The 14,746-nt window shown below is 30.7% G+C and carries 9 protein-coding genes and 1 pseudogene; 1 reads left to right on the top strand and 9 read right to left on the bottom strand.

The features are described from left to right. Positions 1–4 precede the first annotated feature (4 nt). The 6 genes from pfkB to HALSA_RS05890 all read right to left on the bottom strand — a co-directional run bounded on the left by pfkB (position 5) and on the right by HALSA_RS05890 (position 9,506). Complete coding sequence (gene pfkB / locus HALSA_RS05915) at positions 5–934, bottom strand: 1-phosphofructokinase (RefSeq protein ID WP_013405685.1); 930 nt, start codon at positions 932–934, stop codon at positions 5–7. 45 nt (positions 935–979) lie between these two features. Further along, positions 980–2,866, bottom strand: a complete 1,887-nt coding sequence (locus tag HALSA_RS05910; protein ID WP_013405684.1) for a PTS mannitol transporter subunit IICBA — start codon at positions 2,864–2,866, stop codon at positions 980–982. Then, positions 2,867–4,987 (bottom strand): BglG family transcription antiterminator, encoded by a 2,121-nt coding sequence (locus tag HALSA_RS05905; RefSeq protein ID WP_013405683.1) that lies wholly within the window; start codon positions 4,985–4,987, stop codon positions 2,867–2,869. It lies immediately after the preceding gene. Between the two features lie 410 nt (positions 4,988–5,397). After that, on the bottom strand, positions 5,398–7,356 hold the full coding sequence (locus HALSA_RS05900; protein WP_013405682.1) for a fructose-bisphosphatase class III: 1,959 nt from the start codon (positions 7,354–7,356) through the stop codon (positions 5,398–5,400). Continuing rightward, a complete protein-coding gene (locus HALSA_RS05895) occupies positions 7,344–7,871 on the bottom strand; it encodes a GNAT family N-acetyltransferase (RefSeq protein WP_013405681.1) in 528 nt (175 codons plus the stop codon). The genes HALSA_RS05900 and HALSA_RS05895 overlap by 13 nt, the downstream gene beginning before the upstream one ends. Positions 7,872–8,000: 129 nt before the next feature. Then, the gene (locus tag HALSA_RS05890) at positions 8,001–9,506 is read right to left on the bottom strand and encodes an SLC13 family permease (RefSeq protein ID WP_013405680.1); all 1,506 of its coding nucleotides are present in this window, start codon (positions 9,504–9,506) and stop codon (positions 8,001–8,003) included. A gap of 153 nt (positions 9,507–9,659) precedes the next feature. On the opposite strand from HALSA_RS05890, the gene HALSA_RS05885 reads away from it, so the two are divergent. Next, on the top strand, positions 9,660–10,709 hold the full coding sequence (locus HALSA_RS05885) for an IS30 family transposase (protein ID WP_013405143.1): 1,050 nt from the start codon (positions 9,660–9,662) through the stop codon (positions 10,707–10,709). Positions 10,710–10,774: 65 nt separating this feature from the next. Here the strand turns inward: HALSA_RS05885 and HALSA_RS05880 are convergent. From HALSA_RS05880 to thrC, 3 genes and pseudogenes are all read right to left on the bottom strand, one after another. Then, positions 10,775–11,535, bottom strand: a pseudogene (locus tag HALSA_RS05880) (Mut7-C RNAse domain-containing protein). Beyond that, the gene (locus HALSA_RS05875) at positions 11,528–13,201 is read right to left on the bottom strand and encodes an EAL domain-containing protein (protein WP_013405678.1); all 1,674 of its coding nucleotides are present in this window, start codon (positions 13,199–13,201) and stop codon (positions 11,528–11,530) included. The pseudogene HALSA_RS05880 and the gene HALSA_RS05875 overlap by 8 nt, the downstream one beginning before the upstream one ends. A gap of 32 nt (positions 13,202–13,233) precedes the next feature. Beyond that, positions 13,234–14,727 (bottom strand): threonine synthase, encoded by a 1,494-nt coding sequence (thrC, locus tag HALSA_RS05870; protein WP_013405677.1) that lies wholly within the window; start codon positions 14,725–14,727, stop codon positions 13,234–13,236. Positions 14,728–14,746: the final 19 nt, after the last annotated feature.

Below are 14,746 nucleotides of genomic sequence, written 5' to 3'. Positions count from 1 at the left end.
CTTTCTAAATATAGTAATATCTTATTTTATTCTTTAGATTATTGACATCTTCTTTTTTACCCATCTCAGTACCCTCATTAATTAAACTTGCACTACTGCAAGCTGCTGCAAGAGTTATCATTTCGTTTATTTTAAGATTATTTTCTAGGGCTATTGCAAGTCCTGCAACCATTGCATCTCCAGCTCCAAACGTACTTTTAACATCTAATTCTAGTGCTTCTATTTTTATAACTTCCTCTTCTGTTAAAAATACTGCTCCTTCTTTACCAAGTGACAGCATAATTTTCTCCACTCCATAGCGAAAAAACTCTTTTGCTGCTTCAATCATTTCTTCTTGATTATTAAAATCTCTACCATAATAAAGAGCCAGTTCATGTTCATTTGGTTTTATTAAGCTTGGGCAAGCTTTTAATGCATTTTCAAAAAGAACTCCATCTGCATCTAAAATAGTTTTAACTTCTTTTTGGTGAGCTATTTCAATTAATTCCTGATAAATATTAGCTTCTACTCCATCTGGAACACTACCTGATAAAACCAGTATGTCCCCTTTATTTAAATCAGAAAAAAGTTCTTTTTTTATTTCATTTAGCTTATTATTACTAACATAAACACCTTTTTCGTTAATGTCAGTAAAAGTATTTTGAATTTTATCAACCATTTTCAGATTGGTTCTTGTCTCTCCTTCAACCTCAATAAAATCGTGCTTTATATTCTCTTTTTCCAGCTCATTTTTGATAAATGAACCGGCATCACCACCTAAAAAACCTGAAGCAGTGGTAATGCCACCTAAATTGCTTATCATTTTTGATACATTTATTCCCTTACCTCCAGCATCACGAAAAACTTTTTTAATTCTATTTAAACTATCAATTTTAAAATCTTCCACAATTATTGTTTTATCAAGAGCTGGATTTAAAGTTAATGTTTTAATCATTTTTTTATCCATCCTTAATTGTTAATTATAGTTTACTGCAAACATTTATAATGTAAACTTATTATAAATATAATCAAGATCATCTGTTTTTCTTAGTTTTTCTGCTGTTTCGTCATTTTCAATCAGTTCTGATAAATTAGCCAGTACTTTTAAGTGTTCATTACCAAGGCCTGCAATACCAATTACAAGATAGGCAGTTTCTCCATCAAAATCTACTCCTTCTGGAAACTGAAGAATTGAAATACCAGTTTTCTTTATTTTCTTTTTAGCACTTCCAACACCATGTGGTATTGCTACACCCTGACCAATATAAGTTGTTAACTCTTCTTCCCTGTCAAGCATAGCATCGATATAGTCTTCATCTACATATCCGCTTTCATAAAGAAGATTACCAGCCATTTTAATTGCTTCATCTCTTTCAACACTTTCAAGGCCAAGTTTAATATTTTTTTTCTTCAATATATTTTTATTTAATTTTTCTTCAGATTCTTTTTTTACTGTTTTTACTTCAGTTTTTTTTTCTTCTAAACCTTTTTTAATTCTATTAACTAACATGTCATAGGCAGGAGTCTGTAAAAAATCATCTATTGAGACATGTTCTGCCTTGGGAGCAGCTTTTTTGGCCCGCTCGGTTAAATTTTTATGAGTAATAACTATTTGTGCATCCTGTGGTATTTCTTCGATTGCTTTATTAACAACAGTAATATCAGAGCCAACATTTTCTAATTTTTTACGAAGTCGACTTGCTCCCATTGCACTTGAACCCATACCAGCATCACAGGCAAATACTATTTTATTAATTTCATCAGCACTATATGACTTTTCACCTGATTTTTTTTCATTATGCAAATCTCTACCTTTCATGTCTCTTAATTTATTAGTTGCTGCATCCAGGCTTAATTCCTCACCTTTATCAGCAGATCTTTTAATTAATGCAGAGGCTATTGCAAAAGAAACAACCGTTGAAACCACTACACCTGAGAGTACTGAAAACAAAGCTCCCCTTGGTGTCATTGCGATATAGGCAAATATACTACCAGGAGAAGGAGTAGCAACTAAACCAGCTCCTAACAAATTGAATACGAATACTCCACTTGCTCCACCACCAATAACAGCTAATAAAAGTGATGGTTTCATTAATACATATGGGAAATAAATTTCATGAATTCCACCAAAGAAATGGATAATAATTGCACCAGGTGCTGATTGTTTTATCATCCCTTTTGCAAATACCCAGTAAGCCAGTAAAACACCTAAACCCGGGCCAGGATTAGTTTCTAACATAAAGAAGATCGATCTTCCGGCTTCTGCTGCCTCTTGGATTCCCAGTGGACTTAATACACCATGATTTATAGCATTATTTAAAAAGAGTATTTTAGCAGGTTCTACAAACAGAGATGATAAAGGTAATAATCCCTGATTAACTATAAATTCAACTCCAGCTGCTAAAACCGTATTTAGCCCATAAACAACAGGTCCTATAATCTGGAAGGCTAATATTGCAAGTGCACCACCAACAATACCCGCTGAAAAGTTACTGACGAGCATTTCAAAGCCAGATTTAACATTGCCTTCAAAAAGCTGATCAACTTTTTTTATAGTATACCCACCAAGTGGTCCCATCAACATTGCTCCAATAAACATTGGGATATCAGAACCAACGATAACACCCATAGTCGCTACAGCACCGATTACTCCACCTCTAATACCTGCTACTAATTTACCACCAGAAAATGCGATTAATAGAGGTAATAGATAAGTAATCATAGGTCCAACTAAAGAAGCAAGCCCTTCATTAGGAAGCCAACCAGTTGGAATAAATAGGGCTGTGATTAAACCCCAGGCAATAAATGCTCCAATATTAGGCATAACCATCCCACTTAAAAATCTACCAAAACTCTGTACACTATTTTGAAAACTACTCTTAGTCATTTATTTTTCCTCCTTGTGATATTCCATAGTACTTTTTTGTTGTAAAAAATGATCAAAATACTCTGCCATCTCAAAATAAACTTCATTTTTTAGTCCTGAATTAATTGCTTTAATAAAACTTGTACTTTCAATTAAGAGTCGACTGATTTCACTTAAAACTTCTCTTCCCTGTTCAGCTCCTTTTAAAGGTGCTGCCATAACAACAACAATCTCAATTTCTGCCTTATTTTTATCTTCATTTAAAATTTTAAATTTATTTTCCGGTCTGATAACGATAAATTTAACTTCTTCTACTACCTTACTTCTGCAGTGTAATAATAGTATTTTATTGTGTTCTAATACTGTACTTCCCTTTTCTTCACGCAAAGATAAATCTTTTTGTATAACCTTTTTTTCGTCTCCATTATCAGCTAATAGTTCTGCAGCATCACTTAATAATTGCTCAAGATTTTTGTATTTATAATTATTTTGAAGTTCAAAATTATTTAAAACTTCTAAAATTCTTTGGTTATATTTATTTATAATTGATAATTTTTCTTTAAGACTGATGTTATTACTATTAATTTTTCTTTTAGCAGCTTTATGAGTTGCTAGAAATTCATTTATCTTTCTTTGATGCTTATCAGTTAAAAGAGGATTAACTACAATAACTGGAACATTGCTTTTAGGAATAGAAACCGTTGATATAATAAGATCAACATTCATTTTAGATATTTCTTGATTGTTAAAATCTATCGTTGAAATTAATGCAACCACTTCTAAATTTTCAAACTCTGAGTTTAATCTCGAAGCTAGAAGTCTTGAAGCTCCTATCCCACTAGTACAGGCCACTGCTGCTCTGAATTTCTTAACAGGTGTTTTTTTTCTAGCTATTGCTGCTCCTAAATGCATGGCAATATAAGCTGCTTCTGAATCTGGCACATCTATCTTTTCATTTTCAGCAATAATATCTGCACATTTTTGTGAAACTTTAAAAAGTTCAGCATATTGTTCTTTTATTTCATCTAAGAGAGGATTTCGAATATCAAGGTTTAACTTAATTCTGTTAATCGTAGGTTCTAAATGTCTAACCAATCCAATCAATAATTCATCATCATCTTCTAGATAAATGCCGAGTTCAATTTCTGCTTTTTCAATAATTTTTTTGGTCAATAATACTAATTTATAATCATCAGTTATAGAGATATTATCGTTATAAAAACCACCTCTACCTTTACTTCCCCTAAGATGCATTGTCACATAGCCGATTTCTGCTTCTGGAATATCCATAGAAAATGCTTCAGCTATCTTAGCAATTAGTGAGACAGCAATTGGATATTCTTTGCTCTTTTTTAATTCATCTAATATTTCTTCTTTTATTACAATTTTTTCTCCATTTTTTATTCTTTTTAAAGCGATTGCTAAATGAACCATCAAAGCCACATATGAATCATCAGCCAACTTATAATCTAAATTTTCTTCTAGTTCTTGAATAAAATTATCGAGGAGATGAATTGTATCTAAGCCAATCAGATTTAAAAGTCTACTTCTTGATAAATTTGTTCTCTTTGTATCCTTAGTATTTTCGTTAAATTTGTTCTGCATGATATCAAATATTTCCTGTAGATCTAAATTATCATAAAGTAAATTTATGCTTGCTCTTCTGATATCTTTTTCTCTACCCTTTAGATAAACACCCAGACCAGGTTTGCGAACTAGTTTTAAATTATACTTTTCTATCCATTCTTCAATTTCATCTAAGTCATGACTTATTGTTGCTTCAGATACATTTGTCAGCATTGTAAAGTTAAATAACTTTGTAGCCTCTTGAGTTTTCAATAACTCAGCCAAGATTATCAGTCTTCTTTCTTCAGGAGAATAATAATTCTCAACAGATTCAATATTAAGTAGATTTTTAATCTTCTCTTTTTCTTCTAGACTGCAGTCAAGTCGAATTCCTGTCCCCTTTTTTTTCTCTAGCTTAAAGTCATTTTTTTCAAGCCAGGATTCTACCCTGGGTAAAGCTCTTAAAATAGTACGAGAACTAACTCCAAGTTTTTCTGCTATAAAATCAATAACAACATAATTTTCGTTTGTGAGCAGTATTTCCAATATCTTCTTAGTTCTAGAACTAATTTTCATTTTTTTACCCTCCAAGATAATCATAAATTAATGTAATCAAATCTATTGAAGGTACCAGGTACTTTTCAATTTAATAGAGCTACTATTAAATTGTGTCACTTATTAAAATTATTATACCTGCTTTTCTTCAGCGCTAATTTAATTTTACTCGTATGCTTCCAATAATGCAAGCTAAAGAAAAATAGATATGTCAATTATCACAAATGACAGAATTTATAATCTTTAAAAATGTCAGTTACATCCTGTAATTCATACCACTTTATATTTAAAAAAAAATTAAATTTTAATATAAAGAAAAAAAACAGCTCCATTAAAGAGCTGTTTTAAATAAAAGTAAAGTATTTTATTTTAATAACAACAAACATATTTAATCATTTTTAAACACGTTCTATCATAATCTGATTTTTTCTTTACTTATACTTTTCTTTAATAATGCCTTTTTCATATGCTTCAAGAAGTTTATTTAAATATTTTACATCATCCTGTAATTTTGCTCCATTATCTGTGTCTGCAATTTTTTGTTGACCATCAAATTTCATTATTCTGATTGATGACACAGTATCATGACTTCTTTTTGTTAAAGCTTCTTCTTTAGAGATAAACGGTTCATGAGAGATTAATCTCAATTCAGAATGAGTATATGCTAAAGTATAACCTGCTATACCAGTTTTCTTTTGATAGGCAGCTGAAATTCCACCATCAATTACAAGCAGTCTTCCATTTCCCTTAATTGGGCTTTCACCCCTTTTTTCTTCAACTGGTGTATGCCCATTAATAATATGACCTTTTTCAGGATCAACACCAAATTCAGATAAGATCTTTTTACAGGTGAACTCATTTTCTCTTGCTTTATAATAAGGATTCTTATTTTCTTTATATAAAGATTTATCATCTTCATCAGTAAAGTAACGTAAAAATGTTGTCATTCTATCTTTACCGAATAAAGGTGAGTATTCACCTCTCCAGAGATACCAGAGCCAATCTCTTTGATCTTCATCTCCATTTGTATCAGAATAACTTTTACGGATTATATCCTGGAAGAAATCAAGGAGTTCTTTACCTTTTGCTCTCCGTCCACCAACATCAACACAGGCAAAATCATCATCTTCATTTAAAGGTACACAGCCATGAAATAAGAGATTTCCATTATATTTTTTATACATACTGCCATTATTAAATAAAAATCTTATATCTTCCTGAAGTTTATCATTATTTTTAAATGACTCACTTAATTGATTAATTACCTCCTCTTCTTGAGGACTTAATTGATATGGATCATCAGGATCAATAGTTGGAAAGTTTTTATCAGTCAGCTCAATTTCATTGTCATTTAAATAAAGTATTCCTTTATCATAATCTATCTTTTCTAAATAAAGTGCTTCATTCATATTAAACTCGGCTCTTCTTTTAATCAAACTACCTTCTAACTTAAACTGAATTATAGCTATAGCTTTTTGCATCTGAGTACTTATTCTAAGTTCTTTTTCTTCTAGTTCTTTATCAAGTAATTTCGGACAAAAAACATCACAAATATCCCCTTTGTAATTTTCCATAGCCAGTCTTGCTAAAGGTCTCATGTTAATACCATAACCTTCTTCAATCATTTCTAAATTACCATATCTTAAAGCAATTCTAATAGCAGTTGCAATCAACGGCTTATGGCCTAAACCTGCTCCCATCCAGAGTATATCGTGATTTCCCCACTGTATATCTACATTATGATGATTTTTTAAAACATCCATTATTTTATGAGGATTTGGCCCTCTGTCATATATATCGCCAATAATATGAAGTTTATCGACAGCAAATGTTTGAATTAATTCTGAAAGAGACTTTATAAAATTTTTAGCCTGTCCAATTTCAATAATTGTTGAAGTAATCTGCTCATGATAATCTTTTTTGTTTTCATCATCGTCTCTTAAGTGAAGAAGTTCTTCTATAATATAGGCAAATTCTTCAGGCAAAGCTTTTCTTACTTTAGACCGGGTATAAATTGAAGAAACTTCTTTACATAATTTAATAATTTTATCTAAAGAATCTTTATACCATTCTTCAGTTAAACCATCTATATTTTTATTTTCGATCTTCTCCATTTTTTCTTCTGGATAAAAAATTAAAGTTGCTAAATCTCTTTTTTCAACCTCATTTAACTCTTTATCAAAAATATTATTAATCTTGTATTCTATTACTCCAGAAGCTGTTTTAAGCATATACTGAAACGCCTCATGCTCACCATGAAGGTCAGTAAGAAAATGTTCTGTACTTTTAGGCAGATTTAAAATTGCCTTTAAGTTTATAATTTCTGTGCTCACAGCTGGTATATTTGGAAATTGCTTAGATAAAAGCTTTAAATATTTTAATTCTTCCATAAGTTATCTCCCTCCAAATGATTCTCATAAGCCAACCTTTTACTTCCATCTTCTAAATATATTATCCCACAATATTTAAAATTACTTTTTTTTAATAATCTCTGCATGGAAATATTATCTTGATGGGTATCAATCTTAATGCTATTTATTCCATTTTTAAAAACTAATTCTTCTATTTTATCCAGCAGTAGTTTTGCCAGTTCTTTACCTTTATATTCATTATCAACAGCTAATCTGTGCACAACAGCATAGTTAGCATTGCTCAGCCATTTACCCTGATATATCTTATTATAACTTTTCTCTTCAGAAAATGTTACAGCTGCATGGGCAAATATTTTATCTTTTTCAGCTAAAATATAACAATTGTGATTTAAAATATCTTTTCTCATAACTTTACAATCTGGATAACCCTGCTGCCACTGATCTATTCCTTCAGATTTTAAGAAGTCTTTGGCCGCATTAATTATTTTCATAATAGCTTTTAAATCTTTTTTTTCAGCTAATCTAAATTCCATTTTCAATTAACTCCTTAATAATTACAGATATTTTTTAAAGAAGTCTATATAACATTATTCTAGTTATCAGGAACTTTTCCTGCAAAGGATTAAAATTAATAAAGATATGGTAAAAATTTATTATTAATTTTAGAGCACTCCCCACCAGGGAAGAATATTATCCAGAAAAAATGCAAAAAATGTTGAAAGGAAAAAACCCAAAAAAGCTATAATAATACCATGTTTGAACATGGTTTTAAGATTTACACCATAGCCAGCACTTACAGCAAGACAACCATTTCCAGATGCAATTGCAAATGATAAATTAACTGATACAGTTAATAGCAATATGATAGGAACCGGATTAATCCCCTGTGCTATAAAAAGCTGAATTATAACAGGCATTAACAAAGCAGCTGAAGCTGTATTAGTAGATATATTTGTCAGTAAAACTGTCACTCCAGCAAAGATTAAAAAGGTAATTATTCCATGTCCAGTAGCAAAAAAACTGAGATTCTCTCCAATAATTTCTGCTAAACCAGAATGCTCTAAAACTTTTGCTAAAGCTAAAGCACTTGGCCAGACTATCATAACTGTTATGGGGAAATTGCCCATGCTTTTAATAGATAATACATTTTCATGTTCTTCAGTCGGGATGAAAAATAAGAGAAATGCCAGACTAAAAAATATAAATGCCGGGTCTAAAAAAGGTAAAAAATTCGTATATAAAGGCTCTAAAAAAGCTGCTGAAACAGCAAGAACAAATACCAAACCAGAATATAATTCTCCCTTACTTAATTTTCCCATCTTATCTAATTCTTTTTGATATATTTCTTTAGAACCAGGTAAAATTACATCTTCTTTTTGCAAAATTCTTGTTAAATAAAAACCAATAAAGGGTATAAAAAATAGAGTAAAGGGAAGCATTCTAATTGTCCATTCATAAAAATATATCTGTCTACCTACAGCCTCTGTAAGAAATTCATAAATTAATAAATTCTGACCTCCTCCAAGTGGAGTCGGTAAACTACCAATTGAGGCTCCCCAGGCAATCGCAAGCAAGATATTTGTTGCAGCAGCATTATTCCAGCGTTTAGAATTAGAATCATAACCTAAATATTTTAATAATGTAACTGCTACCGGCACAAAAACAGCTGCGGTTACAGTATCTGCAATAATAGAACTTAAAAGCGCAGAAATTAAAAACCAGGCCCAAATCTGTTTTCGGGCACTATTCCCAAATAAAGATAAGATTTTAAGGGATAATCTCCGGGCTATCCCCCATCTCTGCCAGGCAGCCCCCATTGCACAACTTCCTGCAATTAAAAAAACTATCCTGTGGCTAAATACAGAAACGATCTCACCAACTGGAGCTATTGGAATAAATGTAGTTACAAAAATTGGTACAAGGGCTGTTATTGCAACAGCAATATGGCCACTTGTCCACCAAAAAGCCATCCAAATTAAAACACCCAGTCCTCCTCTAGCCTGCCAGTCAAGAGTTGGAATTGGAATAAGCATAATCGCTAGAAAAATTAATGGCCCGATAAGTATGTAAGAAATTTGGCCCATATCTACCCCAAAATTATCAACTAAAAATCTTCCACCTTTTTTTAGTTTTTTTTCTTTTTCTGAGTTATTTAAACCATTTTCCATTTATAATCTCCCCATTCATAAAATATTATAATGCTTAATTGTAAAATGAACTTGAACTAATTAAAAAAAACTAATAAAAAATGCCCATAGTGGCACAAACTGTAATATAATTGAATTACTACAAACAATAAACATTACAGGAGGGTGCACACTATGGACTACTTATATGATACACCAAATTCTCGAAAAAATAAACACCTTAATGCTTATGATCGCGGTCAAATTGCTTTATTACATTCAGAAGGAATGTCACCTTATGCAATTGGTAAACGCTTAGGTAGAGCTTCAAATACAATTAGAAACGAGTTGAAACGTGGTACAGTTTCTCAAATAAAGGCCAATAAAAAGGTTGATATTTATTTCCCTGATGTTGGTCAAAGAGTTTATGAAAATAATCGTAAAAATTGCGGACCTAAGTTTAAACTCCTAGAGTGCGAAGATTTCATAGAACATGTTTTAGATAAATTTTACAACTCAGATCATTCAATTGATTCTATTTGTGGATCAGCTCAGGTGCATAATAAATTTCCAAATTCAAAGATGGTTTGCACCAAAACTCTCTATAATTACATAGATGCTGGACTACTTAAGATTAAAAATATTGATCTACCATTGAAATTAAAGCGTTCTACAAAACCAAAACGTATTAAGCAGAATAAAAAGAAACTGGGTACCAGCATTGATGAACGCCCTGAAAGCGTTAATGATCGCAGCGAATTTGGCCACTGGGAAATTGATACTATTATTGGTAAAAAGACTAAAGATGAAGCAGCACTACTTACTATGACAGAACGTACAACTCGCTCACAAATTATTCGCAAAATTGATGACAAAACATCTTGTTCTGTTCAGGAAGCTATGACAAAGCTAATCAAAGAAACTGGAGATCTTTTTTCTACAGTCTTTAAAAGCATTACCAGTGACAATGGTTCTGAATTCTCAGAGCTAGCCAGTGTAGAAGAAATAGTTGGCACTAAAATTTATTATACTCATCCCTATTCAGCCTGGGAAAGAGGAACAAATGAACGTCACAATGGCTTGATAAGAAGGTTTATACCTAAAGGTAGAAGTATAAATGAATTTTCAATTGAAGCTATTGCTAGAGTTCAAAATTGGTGTAATACTTTACCTAGAAAAATATTAGGATATTTAACTCCTGATGAAGCTTTTGAAGACCAACTAAAACTAATTCTATACAATTAAAATTATTACAGTTTGAAACTAGTTCAATTTAACATTGCAATTCAAGAAAATATTATAATCAATTTTTAACAAAATTTTTTCAATAAATCTTCTGTGCTCTTAAAATGAGAACCTTTCCAGTAAATTTTTCTGCACGCAGGACAAATTTTAAAATCATTATAATATTTTTTTGTTTTTTCTCTAGCCGATTAAGAATTTTATGTTTTTCAATTTTTTGTAATAATTTATTGCAGTCAGGGCATCTACTTTCTTTTCCATTATAATATGCAGCTAAATCAAAACGTTCTAAAATCTCTTTAAACTGCTTTTTAGGATCATCACTTTTGATGAACTTAGCCCATTTGACCCTCTTTCTCATCAGTAAACCAAGATCTCTGCTTATAATAATTCTTTTTTCTTGAAGAGATCTATCTACAATTTCTTGATCATCATATTTATTGCTGTAAACAGTATCGAAATTAAAACGGCGCAAATAACGGGCTAATTTACCAAGATGTACATCAAGAATAAAGGCAGGTTTACCCTGATATTCATTGATAAGCTTGATCTTATCATCAAGTTTAAATTCATAAAAATAGGGATAAATAGAAAATCTATCCCCTGCTTTAACCAGATAAGAAAAATCCACTGCTTGTGAATTTTTTAATATTAAAGAAACTTCAGGATGTGGAATGCCAATGCTTTCAATCCTATCTTTAATAGTTTGTCTCCCCTGATAATAATGTAGATATTCTCTACCAACTGCTCTCAAATTCTTTTTTCTATCAACATCAATAAAATCATTTAAAGCTGCGTAAAATCTTAATCTAATAGTTTTTTTAAGCATAACTTTCTGCTTCCAATTCTTTTAAAAACTCTATTATCTTTTCTTTTTTATCCGGTTTAGCAAATAAATAACCCTGTGCATAATTACAATTAATATCTTTTAGCACTTCAAGTTGAGCTTCAGTTTCTACACCTTCTGCAACAACTTCAATATTAAGGGCATGAGCTAATTCTATAATCGAACGAACTATATCTAGAGACTTTTTTTCTTTAGTCAAGTTTTTGATAAAATATTGGTCAATTTTGATAAAATCAATTGGAATTTCCTTTAGATATTTCAAAGAGGAATATCCCTTACCAAAATCATCTAGATAAATATTTATCCCTTTTTCCTTTAATTGATTCAACTTCTTTATATTTTTATCTATTTCAACCATCAGGTCAGTTTCTGTTAATTCAATGCTAAATCTTTCTGGGTTAACATTATATTGCTTAAGATAATCAATTAATAATTCGACAAAATTAGGCTGCTGAAGATTGCGAGCTGAGATATTTATGGCAATATCATATTTAAAACTATTATTTTTAGCTTTAAAATTGCTAATATCTTTTAAAACTTCATTAATTACCCACTCTGTTAAAGGTTCAATTAAACTGCTTTTTTCAACAAGGGGAATAAAGTCTCCTGGAGATATATAGCCTTTACCAGGATGGTTCCAGCGAAGTAAAGCTTCAAAAGTCTGTACCTTATTGTTTTTTAAGTTAATTTTAGGCTGATAATAAATTTCAAAATTATTGTTCTCAATAGAATTATTAATTTCTGCTAGCAAATCCAGATTAATATTTTTTTCTTTAAAATTAATATTCTCATAATGCCAGAAAGGAAGTTTTTTGTTTTTGGCTTTTTTAATCGATAAAAAAGCCTGATTAATAATTTTATCGGTTTTTTTCGCATAATCTGGATAAGTTGTGATTCCCATTGTAAAATTATTATAAATTGAAATATTACCAAAGTTAACAGGTTTATCAAGGTATTTTAAAAAATCATTTGAGAATTCAACTAGATCATCAACTTTATCTTTATCCAAAATTATTCCATAGTGATTTTCATTAATATAATAAATTTGTTTTCCTAAGGCTGGATATTGCTTAATATGTTCAATTAAAAGATCCATATAATCCGTAAAATTGCTAAAACCGGTCAATTTATAGATATTTAAAAGGTTGTTAATGGTCAAAATAAATAAATGAAATTCCTTTTTATTATCTATTTTATTATCTATAACATTTTTCAAAGTACTTTTATTAGGCAAACCTGTTTCTTGATTAAAATAAGCTATTTTCCTATTTTTAATTACCTGCCTTTCTAGATTTGCAAAAAGATAGCCCACAAAACTTCCAATAATAATTAAAAATACCATTCTAAAAAGCCAGTTTTGCGGCTGCTGCATTAACATTGTCTCAGTATCAATAGGCATAAAAGGGCCCAGCACAAGCCCACTGATCACTGCAGCAGTAATGCCTCCCTTTAAACCATAAAAATATCCTGAAAGAACAATCGGTAGATAAATTAAATGAGCATAACTGTTTCTAGTTCCACCTGTATAATATACTAAAGCTCCTATTAAAAGAATAAATATCAGCAAAAAGCCCTGTAGTGCTTTAGAATGATTTTTAAATGTTTTAAGTTTATTATAAGCAAAAAAATCAGTTTTAATAATAATCACCTCAATTAAAGCGAAAATATTAATTCAGTTATTTAAATAGCTAAAATATCTTTTAATTGAGCTTTAACCCCATCTTTAGCACAGTTTCTTTGGTGTTTTTCTTCCATATTTTCTAAACCTTTGATCGCCCGATGAATTTCTGTACCGGTTAGCTCTTTAAGTTCCTCTATTATTCTGTATTCATCCTTCTCAACAGTTTTATCTTTTAATGCTTCCAGAACAGCCCGACTAAATTTATAAGGGCTGGCAGTAGAATCAATCACAGCAGTAGTTAAATCCGAACTCTCTTTTCGATATTTATCTAAAGAATCATAAGCAACAGCAGTATGAGGATCAATTAAATAGTCAAAGTTTTGATAACAAATCTTTATAGCTTGTTTTGCCTCATCTTCCTGACTAAATTGACCAACAAATTTATCCTGGATTTTAGCTAAACTTTTACTGTCTATTTTAAATCTGTTGTTTTCTTTTAGTTCTTCATACCACTTATTTATCTGTTCACTATCGTGTTCAGTGATCTCAAATAAAAATCTCTCCAAATTTGAAGAAATTAAAATGTCCATAGAAGGACTAATAGTTTTTTTGAATTCTCTATCTATATCATAAACACCTGTTTTTAAAAAGTCAGTTAAAACCTTATTGTCATTTGAGGCACAGATAAATTTATTAACTGGCAGACCCAACTTATAGGCATAATAAGCTGCAAGTATATTACCAAAATTGCCTGTAGGTACTGTAATATTAATTTCTTCACCTTTATCAATCGCATTATCATTTATCAATTGAAAATAGGCCGAAAAATAATATACTATTTGGGGTAATAACCTACCCCAATTTATTGAGTTAGCTGAAGAAAAACGATATGAATTTCTCTCCATTTTTTCTTTAAATTTTTGATCACTAAAAACTTCTTTTACAGCATTTTGGCAGTCATCAAAATTACCCTGTAAAGAAACAACCTCAGTATTTCTACCAGTTGTTGTGTTCATCTGATCTTTTTGGACCCTACTCACACCAGCTTCTGGATAAAAAACAATTATCTTTACCCCATCAACATCTTTAAAACCTTCTAAAGCGGCCTTACCAGTATCACCTGAAGTAGCAACAAGAATAACTATCTCATCATCTATCTCGCTTTTTTCTGCAGCAATAACAAGTAAATATGGCATTATCTGAAGAGCAAGATCTTTAAATGCAGCTGTAGGTCCATGCCATAATTCAAGAATATATCTATCAGTATCCAATTTCTTTAAAGGAGTTACTTTAGCGGCTGGAAAGTTTTGTTTTGAATAGGCAGCATTAACTGCCTCCTCAATTTCTTTTCTACTGTAGTCACTTAAAAAATATTCTAAAATCCAGACTGCTATTTCCTGGTAGCTTTTATCTTTATTCCCCATTATTTCTTCTCTACTTATTTTTTTTATTTCTGCAGGAACAAAAAGACCTCCATCAGGAGATAATCCTAAACGGATTGCTTCTGCAGCACTTACATTTTTATGTTTTCCTCTTGTACTCAAATACTCCATTCTTTTTAACCCCCAATTT

The sequence above is a fragment of the Halanaerobium hydrogeniformans genome, from assembly GCF_000166415.1.
Classification (GTDB): Bacteria; Bacillota; Halanaerobiia; order Halanaerobiales; family Halanaerobiaceae; genus Halanaerobium; species Halanaerobium hydrogeniformans.
This window is presented reverse-complemented; position numbering and strand designations above follow the sequence as displayed.